24 protein-coding genes are annotated in these 24,750 nt (G+C 38.8%); 12 read left to right on the top strand and 12 right to left on the bottom strand.

What is annotated here, in order from left to right:
* Nucleotides 1-13 precede the first annotated feature (13 nt).
* The 9 genes from ACTH6U_RS00815 (at nt 14) to ACTH6U_RS00775 (ending at nt 11,979) form a co-directional block, all read left to right on the top strand.
* Complete coding sequence (locus ACTH6U_RS00815; protein ID WP_441831393.1) at nt 14-811, top strand: fimbrial biogenesis chaperone; 798 nt, start codon at nt 14-16, stop codon at nt 809-811.
* Between the two features lie 78 nt (nt 812-889).
* Nucleotides 890-3,550: a fimbria/pilus outer membrane usher protein gene (locus ACTH6U_RS00810; RefSeq protein ID WP_441831392.1), complete on the top strand. Its 2,661-nt coding sequence runs from the start codon at nt 890-892 to the stop codon at nt 3,548-3,550.
* 210 nt (nt 3,551-3,760) lie between these two features.
* Nucleotides 3,761-4,885, top strand: coding sequence for a hypothetical protein (locus tag ACTH6U_RS00805; protein WP_434720664.1), 1,125 nt, complete (start codon nt 3,761-3,763; stop codon nt 4,883-4,885).
* 497 nt (nt 4,886-5,382) lie between these two features.
* Nucleotides 5,383-7,377, top strand: coding sequence for a transketolase (gene tkt / locus ACTH6U_RS00800; protein WP_441831391.1), 1,995 nt, complete (start codon nt 5,383-5,385; stop codon nt 7,375-7,377).
* 307 nt (nt 7,378-7,684) lie between these two features.
* Nucleotides 7,685-8,704: an erythrose-4-phosphate dehydrogenase gene (gene epd, locus ACTH6U_RS00795; RefSeq protein WP_294108555.1), complete on the top strand. Its 1,020-nt coding sequence runs from the start codon at nt 7,685-7,687 to the stop codon at nt 8,702-8,704.
* Nucleotides 8,705-8,809: 105 nt separating this feature from the next.
* Nucleotides 8,810-9,973 (top strand): phosphoglycerate kinase, encoded by a 1,164-nt coding sequence (gene pgk / locus ACTH6U_RS00790; RefSeq protein WP_294108559.1) that lies wholly within the window; start codon nt 8,810-8,812, stop codon nt 9,971-9,973.
* 60 nt (nt 9,974-10,033) lie between these two features.
* Nucleotides 10,034-11,110: a class II fructose-bisphosphate aldolase gene (gene fbaA / locus ACTH6U_RS00785; RefSeq protein ID WP_294108562.1), complete on the top strand. Its 1,077-nt coding sequence runs from the start codon at nt 10,034-10,036 to the stop codon at nt 11,108-11,110.
* Nucleotides 11,111-11,413: 303 nt separating this feature from the next.
* Entirely contained in the window at nt 11,414-11,692 is a 279-nt protein-coding gene (locus ACTH6U_RS00780) for a type II toxin-antitoxin system RelE/ParE family toxin (RefSeq protein ID WP_434720663.1), read from the top strand.
* Nucleotides 11,692-11,979 (top strand): HigA family addiction module antitoxin, encoded by a 288-nt coding sequence (locus ACTH6U_RS00775; RefSeq protein WP_441831390.1) that lies wholly within the window; start codon nt 11,692-11,694, stop codon nt 11,977-11,979. The genes ACTH6U_RS00780 and ACTH6U_RS00775 overlap by 1 nt, the downstream gene beginning before the upstream one ends.
* A 19-nt stretch (nt 11,980-11,998) precedes the next feature.
* Here the strand turns inward: ACTH6U_RS00775 and ACTH6U_RS00770 are convergent, their stop codons facing one another.
* Both ACTH6U_RS00770 and ACTH6U_RS00765 read right to left on the bottom strand, forming a co-directional pair.
* Nucleotides 11,999-12,373 (bottom strand): nuclear transport factor 2 family protein, encoded by a 375-nt coding sequence (locus ACTH6U_RS00770; protein WP_441831389.1) that lies wholly within the window; start codon nt 12,371-12,373, stop codon nt 11,999-12,001.
* A 2-nt stretch (nt 12,374-12,375) separates the two neighbouring features.
* Nucleotides 12,376-13,227 (bottom strand): LysR substrate-binding domain-containing protein, encoded by an 852-nt coding sequence (locus ACTH6U_RS00765; protein ID WP_294108572.1) that lies wholly within the window; start codon nt 13,225-13,227, stop codon nt 12,376-12,378.
* 87 nt (nt 13,228-13,314) lie between these two features.
* On the opposite strand from ACTH6U_RS00765, the gene ACTH6U_RS00760 reads away from it, so the two are divergent.
* From ACTH6U_RS00760 to ACTH6U_RS00750, 3 genes are all read left to right on the top strand, one after another.
* Nucleotides 13,315-14,019 carry an ankyrin repeat domain-containing protein gene (locus ACTH6U_RS00760; RefSeq protein WP_441831388.1) on the top strand — a complete coding sequence of 235 codons (705 nt, stop codon included), beginning with the start codon at nt 13,315-13,317 and terminating at the stop codon, nt 14,017-14,019.
* Nucleotides 14,020-14,072: 53 nt separating this feature from the next.
* Nucleotides 14,073-15,257: a cyanate transporter gene (locus ACTH6U_RS00755; RefSeq protein ID WP_441831387.1), complete on the top strand. Its 1,185-nt coding sequence runs from the start codon at nt 14,073-14,075 to the stop codon at nt 15,255-15,257.
* Nucleotides 15,258-15,437: 180 nt separating this feature from the next.
* Nucleotides 15,438-15,686, top strand: a complete 249-nt coding sequence (locus ACTH6U_RS00750; protein ID WP_441831386.1) for a hypothetical protein — start codon at nt 15,438-15,440, stop codon at nt 15,684-15,686.
* Nucleotides 15,687-15,920: 234 nt separating this feature from the next.
* Here the strand turns inward: ACTH6U_RS00750 and ACTH6U_RS00745 are convergent, their stop codons facing one another.
* The 10 genes from ACTH6U_RS00745 to ACTH6U_RS00700 form a co-directional block, all read right to left on the bottom strand.
* The gene (locus ACTH6U_RS00745) at nt 15,921-16,184 is read right to left on the bottom strand and encodes a helix-turn-helix domain-containing protein (protein ID WP_434720657.1); all 264 of its coding nucleotides are present in this window, start codon (nt 16,182-16,184) and stop codon (nt 15,921-15,923) included.
* 62 nt (nt 16,185-16,246) lie between these two features.
* Complete coding sequence (locus ACTH6U_RS00740; RefSeq protein ID WP_441831385.1) at nt 16,247-17,707, bottom strand: O-antigen ligase domain-containing protein; 1,461 nt, start codon at nt 17,705-17,707, stop codon at nt 16,247-16,249.
* Nucleotides 17,708-17,725: 18 nt separating this feature from the next.
* Nucleotides 17,726-18,778: an adhesin gene (locus ACTH6U_RS00735; protein WP_441831384.1), complete on the bottom strand. Its 1,053-nt coding sequence runs from the start codon at nt 18,776-18,778 to the stop codon at nt 17,726-17,728.
* A gap of 15 nt (nt 18,779-18,793) precedes the next feature.
* A complete protein-coding gene (locus ACTH6U_RS00730; protein ID WP_434720653.1) occupies nt 18,794-19,303 on the bottom strand; it encodes a fimbrial protein in 510 nt (169 codons plus the stop codon).
* 11 nt (nt 19,304-19,314) lie between these two features.
* Nucleotides 19,315-19,842: a fimbrial protein gene (locus tag ACTH6U_RS00725; RefSeq protein ID WP_441831383.1), complete on the bottom strand. Its 528-nt coding sequence runs from the start codon at nt 19,840-19,842 to the stop codon at nt 19,315-19,317.
* Nucleotides 19,835-20,185: a hypothetical protein gene (locus ACTH6U_RS00720; RefSeq protein ID WP_434720651.1), complete on the bottom strand. Its 351-nt coding sequence runs from the start codon at nt 20,183-20,185 to the stop codon at nt 19,835-19,837. Before ACTH6U_RS00720 ends, ACTH6U_RS00725 begins: the two co-directional genes overlap by 8 nt.
* A 28-nt stretch (nt 20,186-20,213) precedes the next feature.
* Nucleotides 20,214-20,942: a fimbrial biogenesis chaperone gene (locus tag ACTH6U_RS00715; RefSeq protein ID WP_441831382.1), complete on the bottom strand. Its 729-nt coding sequence runs from the start codon at nt 20,940-20,942 to the stop codon at nt 20,214-20,216.
* Between the two features lie 13 nt (nt 20,943-20,955).
* Nucleotides 20,956-23,445: a fimbria/pilus outer membrane usher protein gene (locus ACTH6U_RS00710; protein WP_441831381.1), complete on the bottom strand. Its 2,490-nt coding sequence runs from the start codon at nt 23,443-23,445 to the stop codon at nt 20,956-20,958.
* A gap of 35 nt (nt 23,446-23,480) precedes the next feature.
* The gene (locus ACTH6U_RS00705) at nt 23,481-24,050 is read right to left on the bottom strand and encodes a fimbrial protein (RefSeq protein WP_434720648.1); all 570 of its coding nucleotides are present in this window, start codon (nt 24,048-24,050) and stop codon (nt 23,481-23,483) included.
* Nucleotides 24,051-24,092: 42 nt separating this feature from the next.
* Complete coding sequence (locus ACTH6U_RS00700) at nt 24,093-24,644, bottom strand: fimbrial protein (RefSeq protein ID WP_441831380.1); 552 nt, start codon at nt 24,642-24,644, stop codon at nt 24,093-24,095.
* Nucleotides 24,645-24,750: the final 106 nt, after the last annotated feature.

Below are 24,750 nucleotides of genomic sequence, written 5' to 3'. Positions count from 1 at the left end.
GAGGAGTAGGACGATGAAGAGCAAGTACACCCTATTTCCGAAAGGTATTCATAGCTTGGTGATTATTTTATTCTTAGCCAATATTTCAGTAGCGAAAGCCGAAATACCGAGTGAGAGTAATGGAGTTGTCTTGCAAGGTACAAGGGTAATTTATCCTAGCAATGAAAAAAATGGCATTACTTTTACGGTGACTAATCGAACATCGCAAGTCTATTTATTGCAATCGAGGGTTTTGTCGTGGCCAGTTTTGGCGGCTCAAGATGACTTGCAATTATCGGAAGAAACGAAAGGTAAGGTGACCACTAATGCGCCATTTATTGTGCTGCCGCCGTTAATTCGTTTTGCACCTTTGGATGAAATGACATTACGTATTCGGTTGACAAAAAATACATTACCAGTAGACCGTGAATCAGTATTCATGTTGGCGTTAAAAGCCATTCCAGCACAATCAGACTCTGAAGAGCGGTCTGGCGCAAAGATGGTACTAGCCTTGCAAAATAGCCTCAAATTATTTTATCGCCCTGAAGGTTTACCTTTTATGGACGGTGATGAACGAGCAAAACAATTGCAGTTTTCACATCACGGTATGCAGCTTGAGGTTAAGAATCCAACACCTTATTACGTGACGATGAGTGATATTTCTGTCGATATGGATTCTGTATCGTTTGAGGGACATTCCATGATTGCGCCTTTTTCGGTTGAGCATTATGGACTCTCTACGTCAGGTGGTCGCTCGGTGAGTTGGCAAATTATCGATGATAATGGGCTTAAATCCACGGTACAAACTCAGAGACTAAATACCGCACTTTAATATTTCCACACAAATTTTTTTACGATGGAACACAGCCATTGGGGGTTAGTGTGCCTGTTGATTAATTGAGATAGATGTATGCAAAGTATTCGAAAACAAAAAATGAACAAAGCGCAGGGGCTGCCAATGCTTTTTCGCTTAAAGTTATTAAGTGTGGGCGTAATATTGAGCGTGTCGCCATTGGTTTACAGTGAAGACTATTTCGAACCGAGCTTTTTGACTTTGAGTGGTGAAAATAGCCAAGTTGATTTGTCGGCATTTAGTCAAGAAGGTGGCATTGCCGAAGGGGATTATACGGTTGCCGTGTTTGTGAACCACCAAGATGCAGGGCAATTTACGCTTCATTTTGAAAAAAACGTGAAACAAGTCATTGTGCCTGAATTAACGCCTGCTCTTTTGGCATCATGGGGGGTGAATGTGACCAATGTGCCAAAGCTTAAATCGTTACCTTTGAAAACCCCAATTGACGATTTAGCGGTTTATATTCCGCAGGCGACCACAAAACTAGATTTGGCGCGTTTGCGTTTAGATATCAGTATTCCGCAAGTGGCGATGAATTCGATGTTAGCTCGTCAAATGGACCCGGCACTGTGGGAAGATGGTATTTCTGCGTTGATATTAAATTATAGCCTCAGTGCAGGTCGAAACCGTAACCATAGTGCGAGTAACAGAACTTCACAGGCCGATAATCTATTTGCTTCAGTGAGGGGGCGTGTCAACTTTGGGCCGTGGCGCTTAAACAGTACGATGACTCATACCCGTTTTGGCTATAGTGGGCAATCGGAGCAAGGAAATCGAACTCAGCAACAAACACGTTTTTCGAATACTTATTTGTCTCGTGATATTCGTGGGCTACGCTCGACATTATTGGTAGGGGAAGCCAGTACCGGAGGTGAAATATTCGATGGCGTGCCATTTAAAGGAGTACAACTTACCTCAAATGAGCAAATGTTACCGAGTCAGCTGCGTGGTTATGCACCTGTGATTAGTGGTGTTGCCAATACAAGTGCCCGTATTACGGTGCGTCAAAATGGCAATGTGGTGTATGAAACCTATGTGGCACCGGGGCCTTTTTATATAAATGATATTCAACAAGCTGGATTATCTGGCGACTTTGATGTGACCGTGACGGAAACGGATGGTACTGAACGCCGCTTTATTGTGCCTTATTCCGCATTGCCGATGATGTTGCGTCCTGGTAGTTGGAAATATGAATTAACAGCGGGGCGTTACAATGGCTCACAGACTCAAGGATCGAAGCAATCAGATTTCGTGCTCGGTACGGGAGTGTATGGTTCACAAAGTGGGATCACATTATTCGGTGGTGTACTTGCAGCAACGGATTACCAATCCATCAGTGCAGGGTCGGGGATCTCATTAGGGGAGATTGGCGCAGTTTCGGCAGATATTACTCAGTCAGTTGCCAAGTTTCAAACAGTGGCGGGGAAATCTGATCGCAAAACGGGTCAATCATATCGGTTACGCTATTCGAAGAGTTTAGTCTCAACGGGTACATCTGTAGATTTAACGGCACTCCGTTATTCGACAGAACACTTTTATAATTTTAGTGAATTTAATAGTCAGGGCTATAGTCTTGAAGAGGGAGTCACTCCATGGACTTTGCAACGTCGTCGTAGCAGCTTCCAAACACAATTAAGTCAACAATTAAACGGGTACGGTACGCTACATTTTCGAGCGCATCGAGATGACTATTGGGGGGGAAGTAAAACCTTAACAGGATTATCCTTGGGATATAGCGGAACGGTGAAAAATGTCAGCTTTGGTGTGAATTACAATATTGACCGAATGAACGATACAAATGGAAATTGGCCTGAAAACCGTCAAATCAGCGTCAATATGAGTATTCCTTTGCGTGTTTTTGGTTATTCAGAGGATTTACAGTCTATCTATGCGACTTCGATGATGACTCAGGATAATCAAGGGCGGACACAAAATCAAATTGGATTGAGTGGTAGCCTAGTTGATAGTGCGATGTCGTACAGTGTCTCACAAAGTTGGGGAAACCAAGGGCAAACAGCGGTTAGTAATGTCAATTTAGGATATCAAGGTAATAAAGGTAGTTTAAGTACGGGGTATAGCTACAGTGGTGATTCTCGTTCCATTAATATGAATGCCAGTGGTGGACTTCTAGTTCATGCCGGTGGGGTGACATTATCTCGCTCAATGGGTGAATCAGTCGCGTTGGTCAGTGCTCCTGGTGCGTCTGGAGCCCACTTGACTAATGGTAATGCGACCGTAGATTGGCAAGGCTATGCTATTGCTCCTTATTTATCTGATTATATGAAAAACAGCGTGGGAATCGATCCGACAACATTGCCTGAGGGGGTGGATGTAACGCATTCAAATGTAAATGTTTATCCAATCAAAGGGGCGGTAGTTAAGGTGAATATTGCCACCCGCGTTGGTTATCAGGTATTAGTGACGTTGAAGCAATCAAATCAGCAACCCGTACCATTCGGTGCTATCGCAACATTAATGAATGCAACGAGTGGGGATGAGGTTAGCAGTATTGTTGGCGATATGGGGCAAGTATATCTAGCGGGTCTTCCTGAAGAGGGGGAATTATTAGTTAAATGGGGTGAGACACCAGACCGCCAATGTCGAGTGAAATTTGCACTTACGCATTTGAACATAAATTCAGATACCCCAATACGCCAAGTGACTTATACCTGCAACAGTGTAATTGATAAAAAAATTATGTTAGCAGAGCCTAAATAAGTAGAAATGAGTTCTATTCTACTCACGTTAGAACATGAAAAAAATAATCAAAAACGTATATTTTTACGTTGAGTTCATATTAATTGAGATGTTGGATTTCTGAAGGTGAAAATAAAATGCCAATAAATTTATTAAATAAATAATCACTTATATTTCGTAGTGATGGAATAAATTTCAATTTAATATAATGTAATGAAAAGGGCGAGCTTAATGATATTTAAATTAAAAAATAGTTATTATCGATGGATAGTCACTATATTAATTGGAATTGGGTACTTTTTGGTAGGAATGAATAATTCTTATGCGGCTAGGATTAATGCTTCAATTAATGAAGGTTTTATACCAGTAGGTTCTTTTTCAGGTTCAGTCACTGTTCCTGCGAATACATATTTAAATGAAAGTGACTCCTTATATTCAGGCTTTGCATTTGCACTTACAAGTATGGGAGGGGGTATTTGTTCCAGTAACCAAAGCAATTGGAAAACAATTGATGGTTATTATGGATATGAATTAGAGACTGGCATTTTATTAATTATATATGATACAAATATTACAGGAAGTGTAATTTCTTCTTCGCATGGGACAGTAGCAGTTAATGGTACATTTAATCGTTATGGCGTTTTATCTGGAGCGATACCACCAAAAACAAATTCAGAAAATTGTTACTCTTATTTAACTGAAAGTTTTAGAACACCAAGCAAAACGACAATACAAATAAATGGTCAATATGGTTACTATATTTCATCTCGTGCAGTTGCCGGTTCTTTTTCATTACAAAGAATTGGGTTGCGACGGGCTCAAGGTCAGGGAACAAATGGTGATTACATTAATATTAATGCTTCTGATTTACTAACGGTCACCTATATTCCCCCATTGAATTGTTCTATATCCGCGCCACCAACCATTAATTTTGGCACAATTAGTGGGCTAGATGTGAAGGAGAATACATTCTTAGCACAACAAGTTGGAAATTTGAATATTAATTGTTCTAGCGATGATTTCAGTAGAGCGGCGAGTGTGAAGGTGCAAATCTTGGGTGAGGCGGTACCAAATTATAGCTATATTCTACAGCTACGTAATGAAAGGAATGAACCTGCCCCAGGAGAAATACGAGGTTGGATAAATAGACCTGCGGATCAAACCTGTAGCGGTTATGGAAGTGTAACTGATGGTTTATATTTTGGTGACAGCAGTAAATGGTATAGCAGTGGCGAGCTAAAAGTAGGTACAAATATAATTCCTTATGTCTTTAATTTGTGTGGCAGTGGCCACAATAAAGCCAATAATTTGGGGCGCGCAAGTGCTACTGCGACCATTAATCTTTTGTGGAATTAAATTGAGTGATGAGTTTAAGTGTAAGACTTAAGGGTTCCACTTAAGATAAACATTGATGATAAATACCGATAAAAATGATAGCTCACAACTAACTATAATCATTTTACTTTGACGATTAGGCAGAAATTGATTTGGTTTTCATTTGGTTAAGGAAATTGAAACGCACTTATTTTAATCGTTTTTTTTCAAGAAACGTTGTCAGTTATCACTAAATTTACGACTAATTGCTTCAGAATCATAAATCACCTTGATCCCTGATAGTGAACTCAGGTTTAATAAGGGTAATGTTTTGCGCAATAAGGGCGCCTTAAAGTGAAATTTTGCGCAATAGAATGGATTCAGCACTGCGATAGCCTATTTTATTAACAGTTGGCTGTCAGGAGCGTAGCAAATAAGATCAAATTGCGTTAGTTTCATGGTCTGGCTGTGAAATTAGTCATAATTTTGAAATGTGAAAACTGGCTTAAGTACGTTTTTATCCTACCTGGAGTATACTGATGACGACTCGTAAAACCCTTGCTAATGCTATCCGCTTTCTAAGTATGGATGCGGTTCAAAAAGCAAAATCAGGGCATCCTGGCGCGCCTATGGGCATGGCTGATATTGCTGAAGTGCTTTGGCGCTCCCACATGAACCATAACCCAGCAGATCCACATTGGGCAAATCGTGACCGTTTTGTATTGTCAAACGGACATGGCTCTATGTTGATTTATAGCTTGCTACACCTTACAGGCTATGACTTATCAATCGAAGAGTTAAAAAACTTCCGTCAACTACATTCTAAAACACCGGGCCATCCAGAATATGGTTATACACCGGGTGTTGAAACGACTACCGGTCCATTAGGACAAGGTATTGCAAATGCTGTCGGTTTTGCAATCGCAGAGCGTACATTAGCGGCACAATTTAACCGTCCAGGTCATGATGTTGTTGATCACCATAGCTATGTATTTATGGGTGACGGCTGCATGATGGAAGGTATCTCACACGAAGCTTGTTCTTTAGCGGGTACCCTGAAATTAAATAAACTGATCGCATTCTATGATGACAACGGTATTTCTATCGATGGTGAAGTAGAAGGTTGGTTTACAGACGATACCGCAGCACGTTTCGAAGCTTACAATTGGCATGTGATCCGTGATATTGATGGCCATGATGCAGAGCAAATTAATGCGGCAATTAATGAAGCGAAAAACCAAGCAGATAAACCAACACTTATCATCTGTAAAACAGTGATTGGTTTTGGTTCACCTAACAAAGCGGGTTCAGAATCTGTTCACGGTGCGCCATTAGGTGATGCAGAAATCGCGGCAACACGTGAAGCGTTGGGCTGGCATTATGCGCCATTCGAAATTCCACAAGAAATTTATCAAGCTTGGGATGCTCGCTCTGCTGGCAAAGAAAAAGAAAGCGCTTGGGATGTTAAATTTGCGGCTTATGCAAGTGCATTCCCTGAGCTAGCAAAAGAATTTACACGTCGTATGGCGGGTGAGTTACCTGCAAGCTTTGATGCTGATGCGAAGAAGTTTGTTGAACAACTGCAACAAAATCCAGCGAATATCGCGAGCCGTAAAGCTTCACAAAATGCATTGGAAGCTTTTGGTAAAGTATTACCTGAATTTATGGGCGGTTCTGCTGACTTAGCACCTAGTAATTTAACTATGTGGTCAGGTTCTAAAGCACTGAACGTAGATGTTGCAGGTAACTACATCCATTACGGTGTTCGTGAATTTGGTATGTCAGCTATTATGAACGGTATTGCGTTGCATGGTGGTTTCATTCCTTACGGTGCAACTTTCCTCATGTTTGTTGAATACGCGCGTAATGCGGTTCGTATGGCAGCATTGATGAAAATCCGTAACATCTTCGTTTACACACATGACTCTATCGGTCTAGGTGAAGATGGCCCAACGCATCAGCCAGTAGAACAACTTGCAAGCCTGCGTGTGACACCAAATGTCAGCACATGGCGTCCTTGTGACCAAGTCGAATCTGCGGTTGCATGGAAATATGCTGTTGAGCGTAAAGATGGTCCAAGTGCACTGATTTTCTCTCGTCAAAATCTGGAACAGCAACCTCGTACCGCTGAGCAATTAGCGAATATCGAAAAAGGTGCTTATATCCTGAAAGATTGCGCGGGCACACCAGAGCTTATCTTTATCGCAACTGGTTCTGAAGTTGAATTAGCTGTGAAAGCGGCTGACCAACTGTCTGCTGAAGGTCGTAAAGTTCGTGTGGTTTCAATGCCATCAACAGATGCATTTGATAAACAAGATGCGGCATACCGTGAAGCGGTTCTACCTGCAAATGTTAGCGCTCGTGTGGCTATCGAAGCGGGTATTGCGGATTACTGGTTCAAATATACAGGTCTGAATGGTGCAATTATTGGTATGCATTCATTTGGTGAATCAGCTCCGGCAGAACTTCTGTACAAAGAGTTCGGTATTACGGTTGAAAATGCAGTTGCATCAGCAAAAGCATTATTGAAATAGCTCCCAAATTAATTGCTGGTAAGTGACGGCAATAGAGCTAAAAAGCGCTCTTGTATCAATTTAGGTACAAGGGCGTTGTTTTTTTGTGCATTCGTACCTGTTTTGCTATTGCGTTCTGTAAATTTATCCCTTAATCTAATTCTAGATAAGCTGAACCGTTTCAGTTTTAGTTAATCCAATGAAAAAAATATCAAAAATGTCGAGTGAAGCACACTTTTGATGTTTGACAGCTAAAATGAGCAGTAGAGTTTGTGTGAGTCAGTTATCCTAAGCAACCGTGTGATTTTGCTCAGATATAAGGTATTCAATGGCAATCAGGGTAGCAATTAATGGCTTTGGTCGGATTGGTCGAAGTGTTTTAAGAGCTTTATATGAATCTAGCCGCCGTGCGGAAATCGTGGTGGTGGCAATCAATGAGCTGGCCGAGCCTGAAGGCATTGCGCACTTGTTGAAATATGATTCAAGCCATGGGCGCTTTGCTTGGGATGTGCGTCTCAATGGTGAGCTTCTACAGGTTGGTGATGACAATATCCGTATATTTCATCAATCTGAGATAAACCAATTGCCTTGGAAAGAGTTGGGAATCGACATTGTACTCGATTGCAGTGGGGCTTATGGCTCCCGTGAAGATGGCTTACAGCATCTTGCATCTGGCGCAAAAAAAGTGTTGTTCTCTCATCCGGGTACTGACGATCTTGATGCGACCGTTGTGTATGGCGTTAATCATGATAGCCTTAGACAAGAAGATAAAATTGTCTCTAACGCATCTTGCACCACAAACTGTATTATTCCTATTATCAAATTATTGGATGACGCGTTCGGCATTGAATCAGGCACGGTGACAACGATCCACGCATCAATGAATGACCAACCAGTTATCGATGCTTATCATAAAGACTTGAGGAGAACGCGTGCGGCAAGCCAATCTATTATCCCTGTTGATACTAAGCTAGCTGCCGGAATTACCCGTATTTTTCCGAAATTTGAAGGTCGCTTTGAGGCTATTTCGGTGCGTGTGCCAACCATCAATGTGACGGCAATAGACTTGAGCGTTACTGTGCATGAAAACGTCTGTGTCGAAAAAGTGAACTCACTATTGCACGGCGCCGCACAAGCACATTTTCGTGGTATAATAGACTATACTGAATTACCACTTGTCTCGACGGATTTTAATCATGATCCCCACAGTGCCATTGTTGATGGAACTCAAACGAGAGTAAGTGGTCAGCATTTAATTAAAACCCTAGTCTGGTGTGATAACGAATGGGGTTTTGCTAACCGGATGCTAGATACAACGCTAGCGATGGCAAAAACAGGTTTCAACTAATTGACTACTGATAATCAGCTATTGATATACAAAAAAGTTTGGTATGCCTGATTATTTACATAGGGTCGATAAAAATTTTATAGAGAATCAACAAGAGGATTCACCATGTCTGTAATTAAGATGACCGATTTGGACCTAGCGGGTAAACGCGTTTTTATTCGTTCTGACCTAAACGTTCCTGTAAAAGATGGCAAAGTTACTTCTGATGCGCGTATTCGTGCTTCATTACCAACAATTGAAAATGCTCTCAAGCAAGGTGCTAAAGTCATGGTCACTTCTCACCTCGGTCGCCCGACTGAAGGTGAATACAACGAAGAGTTTTCTTTACAACCTGTTGTTGACTATCTGGCAGCAAAAATTGATTACCCAGTTCGTTTGGTTAAAGACTATTTGAATGGCGTTGATATTGCTGATGGTGAGTTAGTCGTTCTAGAAAACGTTCGCTTTAATAAAGGCGAGAAAAAAGATGATGAAACCCTATCTAAACAATATGCTGCACTATGTGATGTTTATGTGATGGATGCATTTGGTACGGCTCACCGTGCTCAAGCGTCAACGCATGGTGTTGCAAAATTCGCTCCTGTTGCTTGTGCAGGTCCATTGCTGAGCAATGAACTGGAAGCATTAGGTAAAGCGCTGGGTAACCCTGCGCGCCCAATGGTAGCGATTGTTGGTGGTTCTAAAGTTTCAACTAAACTGACTGTTTTAGATTCACTGTCTAAAATTGCTGATCAACTGATTGTTGGTGGTGGTATCGCAAATACCTTTATCGCTGCGCAGGGTAATAATGTGGGTCGCTCATTGTATGAAGCAGACCTAATCCCTGAAGCGAAAAAATTACTGGCTAACTGCCAAATTCCAGTGCCAACAGATGTTCGTGTTGCAACTGAGTTCTCTGAAACTGCGGCTGCCACTTTGAAACCAAGCACTGAAATCAAAGATGACGAACAAATTTTGGACTTAGGTGACGAATCCGCAGAACGTTTGGCTGAGATTCTGAAAAATGCAAAAACCATTCTGTGGAATGGCCCAGTTGGCGTATTTGAATTCCCTAACTTCCGTAAGGGAACAGAAATCGTTGCTCGTGCAATTGCCGAAAGTGACGCATTTTCTATCGCTGGTGGTGGTGACACCCTAGCAGCTATCGATTTATTTAATATCGCTGATAAAATTTCCTATATCTCTACCGGCGGTGGTGCTTTCCTTGAATTTGTTGAAGGTAAAAAGCTCCCAGCTGTTGTGATGCTAGAAGAACGTGCTAAAGCGTAATTAATTTGTTCATACACAATAGGCGGCATTGACCGCCTATTCACCACAGGACCTTTTCACATGTCTAAAATTTTTGATTTTGTTAAACCGGGTGTTATCACGGGTGATGATGTACAGAAAGTTTTCGCAGTTGCCAAAGAAAATAACTTTGCATTGCCAGCGGTGAACTGTGTTGGTACTGATTCAATTAACGCCGTACTTGAAGCGGCAGCAAAAGTACGTGCTCCTGTTATTGTTCAGTTCTCAAACGGTGGCGCTGCATTTATCGCAGGTAAAGGCTTGAAAGCGGAAGGCCAACAAGCGGCTATCTTAGGTGCAATCTCTGGCGCTCATCATGTGCATCAAATGGCAGAACATTACGGTGTTCCTGTTATTTTGCATACTGACCACTGTGCACGTAAATTACTGCCATGGATTGATGGCCTGTTAGATGCGGGTGAAAAACATTACGCGAAAACAGGTAAACCATTATTCTCTTCACATATGATTGATTTATCTGAAGAATCATTAGAAGAAAATATTGAAATCTGTGCTAAATACTTAGCGCGTATGGCAAAAATCGACATGACTCTAGAAATCGAGCTAGGTTGTACTGGCGGCGAAGAAGACGGTGTTGATAACACAGGAATGGATAGCTCTGAGCTATACACTCAACCAGAAGATGTTGCTTACGCTTATGAGAAACTGAACGCAGTTAGTCCACGTTTCACTATCGCAGCATCATTCGGTAACGTTCATGGTGTTTATAAACCAGGTAACGTGCAATTGACGCCAAAAATTCTGCGTAATTCACAAGATTTCGTTTCTGAGAAATTTAACTTGCCACACAATAGCTTAGATTTCGTTTTCCACGGCGGTTCAGGTTCAAGCGCTGAAGAAATCAAAGAAGCTGTCGGTTACGGTGTTATCAAAATGAACATCGATACTGACACTCAGTGGGCAACTTGGGACGGTATCTTGCAATATTACAAAAAGAACGAAGGCTATTTGCAAGCTCAGTTAGGTAATCCAGAAGGTGCGGATAAACCTAATAAAAAATACTATGACCCTCGTGTATGGTTACGTAAATCACAAGAGTCAATGGTTGTTCGTTTAGAGCAAGCATTCAAAGAATTGAATTGCGTTGACGTTCTGTAATTAACTAACTCGTTAATTTAGAAAGTTTAATCCCTCCGTAAGGCGACTTGCGGGGGGATTTTTTATGTCAGCGTATTTTAGTAATACTTTAACATTTATTGCTTTTTTGAATTTAGTTACTCAATAAATGGATAGTTGGATTTATGTTCAAATTATTTTCAGAATAACTTTATGAAGTTTTTTACTACTAATGAAGTTAAAGTTGGAGCGAAAAAAGAGAAATTGTGCCGACTAAAATATAACCAGTTGTTGCGCGATACGCAACGGCAGTGATACAATCTTATTGAATCTATGGATAAGACGATGATAAAAGATTTTAAACATAAGGGATTAAAACAATTTTTTCTTTACGGATCCGTGGCCGGAATAAATATAGAGCACAGTAATAAAATTCGTTTACGATTGGCTGTCATTGATTCGGCAGCACAAGTTAATGATATTAATAGACCCGGTTATAATTTGCATCAATTGAAAGGAAATAAGCTTGGATACTGGTCCATCGTTGTCACTGGTAATTGGCGTATCACCTTTCGTTTTGAAGATGGCAATGCTTATATAGTTAATTATGAGGACTATCATTAATGAATATGTTCAATCCCCCCCATGCAGGTGAACTGATAATAGAAACTTTGGATGAGTTAAATTTGAGTGCTCGTGATTTAGCAAAAGCCTTGTGTGTGGCACCTTCTACCGTTCATCGTATACTTAAAGGCACTGCAATTGTTACGCCTGAAATGGCAATTAAACTATCTAAAGTTCTTGGGAGTTCACCAAAATTTTGGCTCAATATTCAAGATAATTACAGCCTTTATATCGTAGCAGGGAAAGTTGATGTTACACATTTAGAGAGTCTCGTTACCACGGCTTAATTTCTTTATTAATAAGTACTTATAAAGCCTCGGTTTTATAAGGCGTACCTTGATGAAATCTTAACTGCCATTGATTGGCTGGATTTCTTAACCAAATAGATGAACGATTGGTGTGTTTTATTTCTAACCCTTCCTCAAGTTCAAAACTATGGTAATTGATAAGAACGGAATCGTCACCTAGCATAGAACAAGTATAATTTTCTGAGTAAATTTGTTTTGGCTCTTCTTCGCTCAAGCTTGCTAGCGTATCGAGTTTATTGGTCGATACACCTGAGCGGCAAAATTCAAAAAAATCCTCATGTAATATTTCAGCTAAAAAATCTGAATTATGCCTATTGGTTGACGAATGTAGTTTTTTCTCTAGCCCAATCAACAACTCAAAAATTTCATTCATAATTATAACCGCCCAAGCTGGCGAGCGAGTTGTTGTGCAAGTGCATTTAATGTGTCAGAACCCGTATGAAAATGCATCGCAATTTCCATTTCTTGTGCTGTGGGGAAGCCATCTTCTTCCGTTAAAATACGATGTTGAGGGAGTTTCGCTCGTACAGGTAGCAAACTCACCCCAAGCCCATCAGTGATGGCGCTTTGGATACCCGCGAGGCTAGAACAGGTGTAGGTGATGTGCCAAGGACGTTGTTCAATATCGAGTAACTTGAACATATCATTGCGATATAGACCATTTTCGGGAAACACAATTAAAGGGACAGAATCGGTGTTTAAATGTTCTCGTCTATTGGTCGTCAACCAACAAAGCGGTTCTGGCCAATGATAGTGACTTTTGAATTCACCTTTTCGTTGTTTTACGATAATTAAATCCAGTTCACCATGTTGATAACGTTGATGGAGCTGGCGACTTAACCCACTTGTTACTTCAAGGCGGATATTGGGATTATCTTGCATAAAAATCGCCAGTGTTGGCGTGACTTGGCCGGAGGCTAAATCTTCAGGAAACCCAAGTCTAATGGTCTGAATAATGGCATTACCCGTCATTTTCATAAAGAAAGTATCATTTAGCGCTAAGATTTTTTTTGCGTAACTTAATAATACTTCACCGGTTTCAGTTAAAGCCAATATGCGATGTCCTCGGATAAACAGTGGTTGTCCTACTAGTGCTTCTAGGCGTTGGATCTGTTGGCTCAACGTTGATTGTGTTGAGTTTAAATGTTGAGAAGCCACCGTAAAATTACCCGTCTCAGCAACCGCCACGAATGTTTTTAACAAAACAAAATTGAGTAATGAATTCATTTTATTAATACCTGAGATTTAATTATTTAATTTCTAAATAGTATATATTTTAAGTAGATTAAAGAGTCCCCAATAAGGAGACAAGTGATGAATGTACTATTTTTAAAGATTAAATGGTTTTTAACAACTAAATGGGCTATTTATTCCTTTGGAATATTCAGTATTTCATTGATACTTATGGTTAAATCTATGGCAAATTCAAGCTCTGAACAATTAACGATACTCGCTGAAAAAGGTCAACTTAGTGCGGTGCAACAACGCATTGAACAAGGGGCTGATATCGAACAGCGTGATCCTCGCTTACGCACGCCATTAATGGCGGCCACTCATGCTAATCAAATTGATGTCGCCCGTTATCTTATTGAGCAGGGCGCAGATGTTAATGCTGTAGATGCAATGCAAGACACCCCTTATTTATATGCAGGTGCGCGAGGTTTGCAAGAAATTCTTGAGATGACGCTCAGTCATGGTGCAAATTTAAAAAGTACCAATCGTTATGGCGGTACAGCGTTGATCCCAGCTGCCGAACGCGGACATGTTAAAACCGTGAAAACACTGATTGATGCAGGTGTAGATGTAAATCATGTTAACCGATTAGGTTGGACTGCGTTAATCGAGGCTATCATTTTAGGGGATGGGAGCGATAAATATGCCACAATCGTGACTATGCTGATTGAAGGGGGCGCTGATGTTAATCTCGCAGATTCGTCAGGTAATACGCCATTAGTCCTCGCAAAAGATAAAGGTTATCGCCATCTTATCGCGATCCTCGAACGTTCAGGCGCTAAATAAGGCGAGATAAACAGTTTTGTAGCAGAACATTAGCAGTAGGAATAAGTGGGTTAATGAATAAACCAATTGCATCATCGTTAGGCTTAGTCGCCACTATTATCTTAGTTGGCATTAACTTACGACCTTTTATGACAGGGCCGGGTCCGGTTATTGACGATATCATCCGAACGACAGGGATGAGCTATCAAGATATTTCGTTATTGACCTTATTACCTATGCTACTGATGGGCGTTGGTGCGCTGATTGTGCCCGCACTGAATCGGCGTTTGGGCGAGCGCCTTGGTATCAGTATAGCGATGCTATTACTGCTATTGGGATCATTTACGCGACTCTTTGTCACGACAGGCTCTGCGCTATTATTGACGGCTTTTTTGTGTGGCCTTGGCGCCGCTTATATTCAGGCTGTATTTCCGGGGATGATTAAGTCTCGATTTCCCAAAAAAATGGCCACAATGACCGGGCTCTATTCTGCAACCTTGATGGTGGGCGGGGCAATTGGCGTACAGTTAACGCCAATATTGTCGAAAACATCAGGACATTGGCAGCAGGCATTGGCTTGGCTTGCTCTTCCTGCATTGATTGCGCTTATCGCTGTGTTGATAAATATTCGGTCCACTAGCGCGATGTCTGATACTGGGCAAAACTCGATATGGATTTTTCTCACTAAACCGCGAGCATGGCTGTTAATGATAGGGTTTGGTTTAGTGAATGCAGGTTATGGCACGGTAGTGACTTGGTTGGCGCCTTTTTTCCAAGAGCAGGGGATGAGCGCACAAAAAAGTGGTTCTTTTGTTGCGATGTTAACTGTTTTTCAAGCGGCAGCTGCATTGATGATCCCGGTTTTGGCTTCCCATAATATTGATCGCCGTTTTTGGTTAATGATGACGTTAGTCAGTCAAGTATTAGGATTTACTGGATTGATGCTATTGCCTAATTTTGTGCCACTTGTCTGGGTCGGTTTATTGGGCTGTGGGCTTGGGGGTAGTTTTGCCTTGACGATTATTACGTCACTCGATCATTTACCTCATCCGGCAAGTGCTGGGGTATTAACCTCATTGATGCAGGCGGGTGGCTTTATTATTGCGGGTTTTGGTCCTTTACTAGCGGCATGGGTGTATCAAGTTAGTCAAGGTTTTAGCTGGGTATGGGCACTACATATCGTGATGGTGCTAATAACATTATTATTGTTTTTGCGTTTGAATCCACAGGGCTACAGTCGGATTTTTAGCGTAAAGTGAATAATTTCATGGCACATGATGCAAATGATAATCATTGTTATTTTCTTGTTTCTTTGTCAAGATAGCTGCAAATTTGTTCATCGGTTAAAGAGCCATTATGCAGCAACGCATCGAAGAAAAACTCAGTTTTGCTCACCCGAGAGCAGCTAATTAATGAAGAAACACATTTATTAATTAAACATGTTAGAGGATAAATTCTCTGAAATGCTAGTTGCTGCAGGGGGGAAACCGTTAAAAATAGATCAAAATGAAGCATTGATATGTGGTGTGGATTGTTATTTACAACTTGCAACAGCAACATTTGAATTTTCTGATATGAGTTTACCAAACCATGTGAAATTTATTGGCTCTTTGCCTATAAAAATGGATGAAGATAGCCTAAAAATTAATTGGAAAAATGAAAATCAGCCATTGATTATAGTCACATAAGGCACATTGTCTAATGTTGAAAAAATTATGAAAGATGACAATGAGAAATATAACGCTTTAGAGTTGTCTCTATATTATATAAATAGGCTGTTAGGTTCATAATTAAAATTTATCAACATTTTTATGTTAATTTTAATAAGAACACAAATTATATTTTTAAAAGTAGATAATTAACTTTAAGCCAAGGCCTAGTTTTATTAGTTTCATGAAACTAGGCATTGTCTATTGTAGCTTTTAATATAATTGGTTTATTTCTAACGTTATTTCATGACTATTTTTTTCAAGAAAATAATCTAGGTCACACTGCAGTATATTGGCAAAGATACATAGTCGATGAATCGTAAAATTCTGAGTGCCGCGCTCATAGCGGGAAATTTGCTGTTGGCTTAATCCCGATTTTTGCCCTAACGTATGTGCCGTCCATCCCATCTGTAAACGACGTTTGCGTAATTGAAATCCAATATAGCTGTTTGAAATCTCAGTTTGATATATTCTCATAATATTATCCTGATTAATATAACACTACTTGAGTGAAAATATGTTGAGTGTATATGGTTTATTTATATGGTTTTATATTTATACGTTGTTTTTTCTAAAGTAATTGAATTAGATAGTCTCATCTCTATTCTTTCATTGTGATTGTTATCCTGAGCATAAAAAGATTTTTCACCATTAAATAGAAATAACCCAATAATAAATACTCCCAATCCAATAATGAATATAATAAAACTAAATAAATAAGATAATTGTTTGTTTATATAAAATAGGGATTGTTCTTCTAATGCAAAAGCTGCATCTGAAAATGATAAAAATAATATGACGATCCCCCAGTGTAACACCGAAAGTAAAAAAGGGTATTCAACTTGATTATGAATTATAATAGGAATTATTGATAGAATGATTGCTAGTGGGTAACCATTCCCATTAATTTTATACTTTATAAAAGATTGAAATACGACATAGATACCTCCGGTTAATAATAAAGATAAAAATATTAAATTAGTTACCCCTCCAGTTATCAGCCAGAGTAGTATTTCATTATGTGGATGAGGGACAATATACATTTTAGGACTGAAAAAAGGAATAGCTGTTCTTTCATAGTTATTTTCAAATAAAAATGATTGTTCCCATGCATCATAAGGTTTTTCTAAGAACAAAGTAATAGAAAAACGTAACATTTGTTTTAAATGGAACTGATTCATAGCATCTGCTTCAATGTGCTGTGGGCATAGCCTGATTAGATAAATTCCAATAAAGATCGCTATAGCAATAATAAAATAACTAGAGCTAACACGTAGAGGATTTTTCTTGTAAAAAAGGCAAATAAAAATAAATGCACAAACAGTAAAGCTTAGCCAAGCAATAACAGATTGTAAAACGACTAAAGTTAATGTGAAAAATAAAATACAAGTACCTAGTAATACAATCCTAATTTTTTCATGGCGTTCAGATGATAGCGAAAATTGTGATAATACAAGAGCCATCAGGGATAATAAGCACGCAGTTGCCATATTGATAGACAATATATTGACTTGTTGTGATAACCCATTTGACCGCATTCCTGAAGCGAGATAAAAGATATCAGCTTCAAATATATATTGATATGCAGTGATAAATACTTGAACTACACTAATAGTGATATAACAGTAAATACAAAATGATTGTATTAACCATTTTTTTCTTACTTGTAGCCCAGCGATATATAGTAATATGCCAACAGTAATACCAGAGCAATACCAAAAATCAATACTATTACTTTCTCCCTGATAAGATATTAATCCCATCATTAGAATGGCTAAAGAAAAACAGTAGAAAATTGCAGGTAATGTAATAATTATTTTAATTTTCTGATAGAAAACAGTAAATGCTATAATAGATATAGTCAAGGAAATAGATAACCAACTGATAATATTTTGTGGTAATGATTGTCTCTGGCTTCCTAGACTATCAATATAAATAAGGCTAGCAAGGTGCCAAACAATAAAAATACCAATAAATAGTGAGCGGGATATTATGATCATAGTACACTTACCGCTATATTAAATAAATGTGGCGATTAACCAAGCATTGCCTTTGTAGTCTCCAGGTTCGGCGTCATAACCTGAAACTTTACTTTCAATCATAATGTTTTTTACTTTATCTATTGTTGTTTCAAATGTTTTTCCACTTTGATTATTTTTTTCATCGTAAAGTGTAAGTTCAGAATAAATGGTATTATTTCCTGATTTTAATGGAAGTCTTTTTTGTGGATCACTATCAGTGGCATAGTCTAATGCTAATTTTACTTTAACTGGCTGTACTCTGTCACATGTATAAGTGACAGTGCGAGTCTCTTTGCTATTAAATTCAAAAGCATCCAATGTTTTGTGATCAATATTTAAATTATCAATATTTGAACGGCAGTTGGATGGATAATTAATCACCGATGTGGCGAGGTCTAATTTAACACTTGATTTATCTGCAGGGACGTAAATAGTTGGTGTACCCGTATCTTGGAATAAACGGGTATAGCCTGCAATCATCGCATCAGGAATAACAATTTTACCATCGACGGGAATTTCTTTGGCATAAATCCTAACTTCAAACGGGAAATGTACGGTAAAGTATGAGGTATCTTCAGATATGGTGCTGCTAGAGCAACCATTACCAGGGATGTTTCTCCATCCATTGGTAATACCGTTTTCTGAGTAGAGAGTAAAAAAGGTATTTGAGTTGATTTTGTAGGCCGTTAACCCTTGAAGTGTAAAGCCAGCTTCAGGCATATAGGCAAATACGCGATGATAAGCATAATTTGCGGAAAGACCTAATGTATAATTCCCCAGTAAATAATTGACTTTACATGTGACAACACCAAAAGGTTGTGAAGTCGTGTCATCGATAACAATACCCGTACTATTAGCTGGGGCAATTAAATAATATTTATTGTTATCACTGCCTGTTGTTGGGGTATTTGCAACGACCGAATTGTTTGAAATTAAGCTCATTTTATAGCCACCCCCAGCACCTGCGTAGCGGGTTGCCTGTGCATGTAGGCTTCCTAAACATAGCGGTATTAATAACAGTAATTGTGAATAAACTTTTAACATTTTCATAAAGGCTTCCCGATATTACAGATAATCTACCATCACTGATAAAGCCGCGCTAAATGGCCCAGCAGTGAGATTTTCAATCGCTTGATTAGTGACTAATTGTGATTGGATAACAACTTTCCCTGTATCACCACTCACTGATGGAGCAATTCTTTCCCATTTATTAAGATTGAGTGCATTACTTTTATTTTCTTCTGAAAAACGAATACCGAGCCCATTAATCGAGGTCGCAAGTACAGTTTCATTATTTACTATCAGGGTATTTCCTTCTCTAGGAGATAGATAAACTTGTAAATTTTTTCGAAGTTCACATTGTTTAATGAGAATACCAAAGGACTGTTTTTCTTCAGTGAGTCTGTCTAGCGCTACCTCACGAAAATTGATTACTAATTCTTTTTCGCCATTTTCTGCTGTAAGCACACAAGGTGGCCGAACCAATTTTGCAGAAAGAGAAATTAGTACATCTGCTTGAGTACCTAAAGAAATTAATAAGCTAATTAAAGGGAATGAAAAACAAATGAATTTCATTTCAATTCTCCTTATTGATAATCAAGATTAAAAGTAACAGTTGAGGAAAACCCACCTGTTTTTAATCGAGTATTAAAGGGCTTCTGCACATAAACACCGAATAAAAGTGAATTAATAGATCCTTTACCTGATTCAGTTACTGTACTGATATCAATAGTTGTATTAAGGCCAAGTTCCTTACCACGACTATCCGTCAGAGCTAATAACACATTAGATTCACCGGTAGTTTTTAAATAGTTAATACCATTATGTATTTCAATATTTTGGGTATTTAACGTTATTTTGATAGTTTTATTCAAAGCCATCTCTGAACAGTCCATGATATCCAATTTAAATGGCTGTATATCTGAATGTCCTAATGTTTCTATTGAAGAAAAACGCAGTCCAGAAAGATATATTTTTTTCTGTGTATCATCATCACTAAGTCGGCAACCTAGCGGCACTAGTACACCTTCGAAGTAAACGGTTAGGCTATTGGCAAAAGCGGTATTCCACGTTAGGAATAAAAAGCTAAATAATAATATTGAACATCTAGTCATAATTTATCTCCACACGTTGCATCTTATTACTAGCAGGAATAGAGAATAAAATGGTGTTATTGCGTAGTGGTCGTGTTAATACATACTGGTTATTACCTGATTTCAGTGTAAAAGGGGCCCAAGCTTGCTTTTGTATTGATTTGCTACAATGAGTAAAATGCATTTCTACTCTATAGGTTGCTGAAATTAAGGTACTTTCATTTAGTTTTAATGAGACGTTGGGTAGACAAGGAGCAGTAACAATTCGCGCATTGACATATATAGTGCCTGTTGTGACTGGCACAGCAGATTCAGCAAAAATAGGTATAATAAAAGCCCATAGCGCTAGGTAATTCAATTTCATTGTTCTGCTCCTATCTATTTTTTACTCGTTATTCCGTCACACTGCATTTTGAAGCTTGGCATTTGAAAGCAAGTGAAGGTTTTCCTCCATAATCATTGATGTAAGTTAAATAAGGCGTTGAAAAATTAGAAGATTTTATTATTTGATTGGATTTTGGTGGTATCATGACAGCATCAAAATCACTTTCTTCAGATTGTTTTTGACTGTTTCCTAAACCAATCACAGTCAAATAAAATGGTGTTGGATTATTTAACATATAACCAGATGGTGTTGCTGTTAATGTTATATGTTTCGTCCAATCAGTTTTACTTTGCGCAACAATACCTTCTGGGCGATAAAATAGTTTTACCCTACTTTGCAATGCAATTTGCAATACGCCAGCTTCTGATGATTTAGGCGGAATTTCGCGCAGGTTGTAATAAAATAGGGATTCCCTGTCTTGCGGTACTTTTGCAACGTCAGGTGCTGTACTTAAACGAACCAAGCTGGTGGATTTTGGTTCCATACGCTGAATTGGCGGAGTGGCAATAATTGGGCCTGTTTCGAGCTTCTGCTCTAACGCATTTTCTAGCCATGACTGTGCTAAATAAGGTAATTCAGGATTATCATTACGGATCGTAATATTAATAGATGGCTGATTTCCATCGAAAATTATACGAGTGCGATCAAGCGTAACAGCGGCATGTGCAGCTGAAATTACACTAATAGTTAGCGTGAATATGCTAGTAAGTAACAAAAAAGGGTAATTCAGTTTCATCTTAGTTCTCTTCTTAACGGCAAATGATAGTGGGGTAAACTTCCTGAGGATTAATCACGTCAGGAACTTGAGCGCTGCACTGAAGTTTGTTTCCCCAATAGATATTTAATAATTCTTTAGCGCGGATACCGACAATCCATGTAATACCTTGCTCTCCGACAATTCCCAGTTCAATATTGTTGCTATTACGTACGCTAGCGCCAAAAGGTGGATAAGCGTTATCAGCCAGCTTTAAGCGAGCAAACGTTTTTTCACCTTGAATAACGTTAAGACGACGATATCCGATTGCTCCGCGAGTCAGAGTGGCATCTGTGACAGTCTCTAATGCTTCAACATCGTTTGGTAATTTACTGGTATTAATTGATGCACTGGTTTTTCGGTAACTACTAACGTTTGGCAATACCGCGAGTCCGAAGTGATTAGTTTGATATACGCCGCCACTAAGCGGAACGTTAGTCGCACCTGGGGTTTCTATAACAAGTCGAGTTCCGCCATAGGCAGCTTGGTGCATGGCAACACCCTCTTTAATTAAAGTGATCCCGCCATTAATTGATCCCCCAACACTGTGATATTCATTCGGGACATAACTTGCATTCCCTGAAATCGAAGCATATGGCAGGTTTTGACTCAAATAGCCGCTAAAGCTGGTTTGGTTATCTTGATGACTTCCTGTTTGGTAACCGATGTTGAGGTTATAATTGCGCTGTTCGCTATATCCGCTATAACCAATATTATGAGTTGAGCTATGTTGACCGTTTTGGCTTTTTGTATAGCTTTCAGAAAAGCTGATGCTATTTCCTTGGGCTAAAGGAATGGTGAAATATAAGCTAATAGCATCATCTTGGTATCCCGCTCTTTTTGAGCGTGTTGCCGAGGCGGTGAGGTTAATATTTTTAAGCCCAACCGCAGCCCAATTGAAAAGCGTGCTTAAGTATAAGCTGTACTGTTCTTCTGCTTCGCTGTTCCAATAAGTGTTATATTGGTAGTTTCCACCCAAAGAAAAGTCATCAAAATATTTATTGATATTAACTTGATAACTTTCTTTTTGCGCTTGAGCTTCATTACCTGTGCGTCGCTCATCTAAGGTTTGTTGCAAGGAGCGATAGGTTTCATCAGAGAAACGATATCCAGCGAACGTAATGTCAGTTCTGGCTTCATCAAATGATTTTGAATAGCTAAGCCGATAACTTCGACCAGTTAATGTTTTATCTAGCAATTGAGCGTGTGACTGAGTCGCATCGAATGAAAGACTACCGAATGAAAATAAGTCACGACCAAAGCCTGCTGAAAGTGCCTGATAGTTTTTTGATAAAATAGAACCACCATAGATAGACCAAAAGTTATTTAGTCCATACGATAGCTCTCCCGAAGCCGTTAAATCCCCTTCGAGTTGACGCCCATTGAAACGTGGTTTCCCTGCCGCAAATTTATAGCGAATTTGCCCAGGTCTGGTTAAGTAGGGTAGTGCCGCAGTTGTAATGCTAAATTGTTGTTCTTCCCCATTTTCTTCTCGTACAGTGACATCGAGTGTTCCACGAATGGAGCTATCGAGTGTTTGGATACGAAATGGGCCCGCAGGTACGGTTGTTTCTAAAACGATACGGTTATGACTTTTGACAATAACGGTGGCATTAGTTTGAGCAATACCAATAATCTCTGGCGCATAACCGGTTAATTTAGGTGGCATCATATTTTCATCGGTTTCAAGAGATACACCGGTGTACTGCCAAGAATCAAAAATAGCAGAGTAAAAGTAGTTCTCACCTAAAGTTAAAATTGATGCAATAGATTTTATTGAGCGATAAGCAAATAATCGACTAAATGTGGCATCGCTATATTGGTTTTCGAAGCTTCCTACCGATTTTCTATAGTTTGCCTGGTAATCGCCGCGTAAACGCCATGCACCAAAATTAAATCCTGTTGTACCGTTAGCAGAAATATATGATTCTCTTGAACCTGAATTTCGACGAGTCAAAGAACCTGTTAGGTTGTAATCTAATATAAAGCCATTTATACCTTCTTCCCAACGTGAAGGAGGAACCCAACTTGAGTCTGTATATTCTAAATAGCTTTGTGGGATAAAAATGGATAACGTTAATGTCGATAAATCTACATTTAATGACGTACCTTCAAGTGTAGATAAATCAAGGCATTTACCTTCATCACGATATTCTATTAATTTGCTTGCATCAGGAGTAAGCCCTAAACGATCAAGAATATTAACGGGAATACAAACGGTATCGAATAAACTAGTATTTTGGGATTGCGGGGCTATCACTGTGATATCTTGCGCGCTACCCATACTTTCATTATTGACTTTGAGCGTTAAATGATAAGTGCCAGGCATAATAAATCCAGCCTGAGAGAATTGGCTAAAGTCAATATTTTGAGTGTCTTCTGTATCTAACATATCTGTATTAAATTCGACAGCATAAGCTAACGAAGAGATTGAAGATAAAAAAGAAGTCACAATAATATAAGAGTAAATATTAAATTTAACCATGTTTTTTTTCATTAAATTAATTATAAGATTATTTACTAATCGTAAGTAACGTTGAATTTAATTGTGGTAAAGTAATCACCAGGTGTAATTTCGTTATTACTTGCACTTAATTCTGTTTCATATTTTAAAAAGCTCTCTTTACTTTTATTATCAAAATAAATGTAATTGTTAGAAATGGAGTAGAGCTTATTTGGTATTAATAAATTGTTGTTAATGTCATAAATGTATAGAACAACTCCAGGTTTAGGGCCTGACAGTTTTATTGCATTACTGTATGTATCTTGCGGCGCAAAAAAACGAATTTTAATACCTTTATGATTACTACTATCATATTCGCTAATACAGTTATTTAATTTTATATAGAAAGGTTTTCGCATTAATTTTTCAGCTTCTATATTATTTATACTATAGTTAGAAATGTAATCGTAATTTATATATTGATATTGACTATTGGTTTCAATTGAACAAGGTGCCGAGACGATATAACCTTGCATTACTGCCTCACCTTGAAGACCATCTTGAATATGCCCAAGGTTAGAGCTAGTGGCATTAGAGTTAATCGAGTTAAATAATAAGGCAATCCATAGATAAGTATTTTTTTTCATAATGGGCCTTTTATGGGGAGAGAATTCTCTCCCCTAAAAAAATTACTCGTATGTGATTTTAAAATCAGCAATAGAACTAAATTCACCCTCAATAACTGGTGTTGTACCATCAACGCGTTTCGCCAATGCTGTAAACTCTAAAACGTTTTCACCTTGTGTATTACGAATTTGGTTCATGATAGATTTAGCTTCATCAAATTTAAAATCTTTAATCTGAACACCGATATTTGAAGCTGTACCAGTAGTACCTAAGAATTCTTTGTTAGTACCAACATAGTTTTTACCACCAAAAGTGATTTTGATATCTTTAACTGCAACCCAGTTATCATCTTTGTCTTTAGTGAACTCATTGAAATTACAGTCTTTGATCTTAATTGCGATATCTTTTTCAGCTGCATTGCCTGCTTCTAAAGATGCACGAGAAAGTTGGCCGAATGGAACTTCTTGTTTTGTACTTTCTGATTCGATATTACATGGGGCATTTACAACTTGACCGCTGAAATGTAATTCACCGGCGTTACCGCTAGCAAAAATAGAAGTTGAAATAGCAGAAGTAGCGAATAAAACAGCAATAGAAAGTTTATTTAATTTCATACCTTACATCCTTAAAAATAAGTAAATATTTGGTCCCTAGTGAGCTTTTATAAAAAGACGGTCACAGGAATAAAGTTCAGCATCCATCAATGGATTTTAAAATGTC

Origin of the sequence: Providencia sp., assembly GCF_052096715.1 — a bacterium.
Classification (GTDB): Bacteria; Pseudomonadota; Gammaproteobacteria; order Enterobacterales; family Enterobacteriaceae; genus Providencia.
Note: the sequence above shows the minus strand (reverse complement) of the source record. Positions and strands in the feature narration are given on the sequence as shown.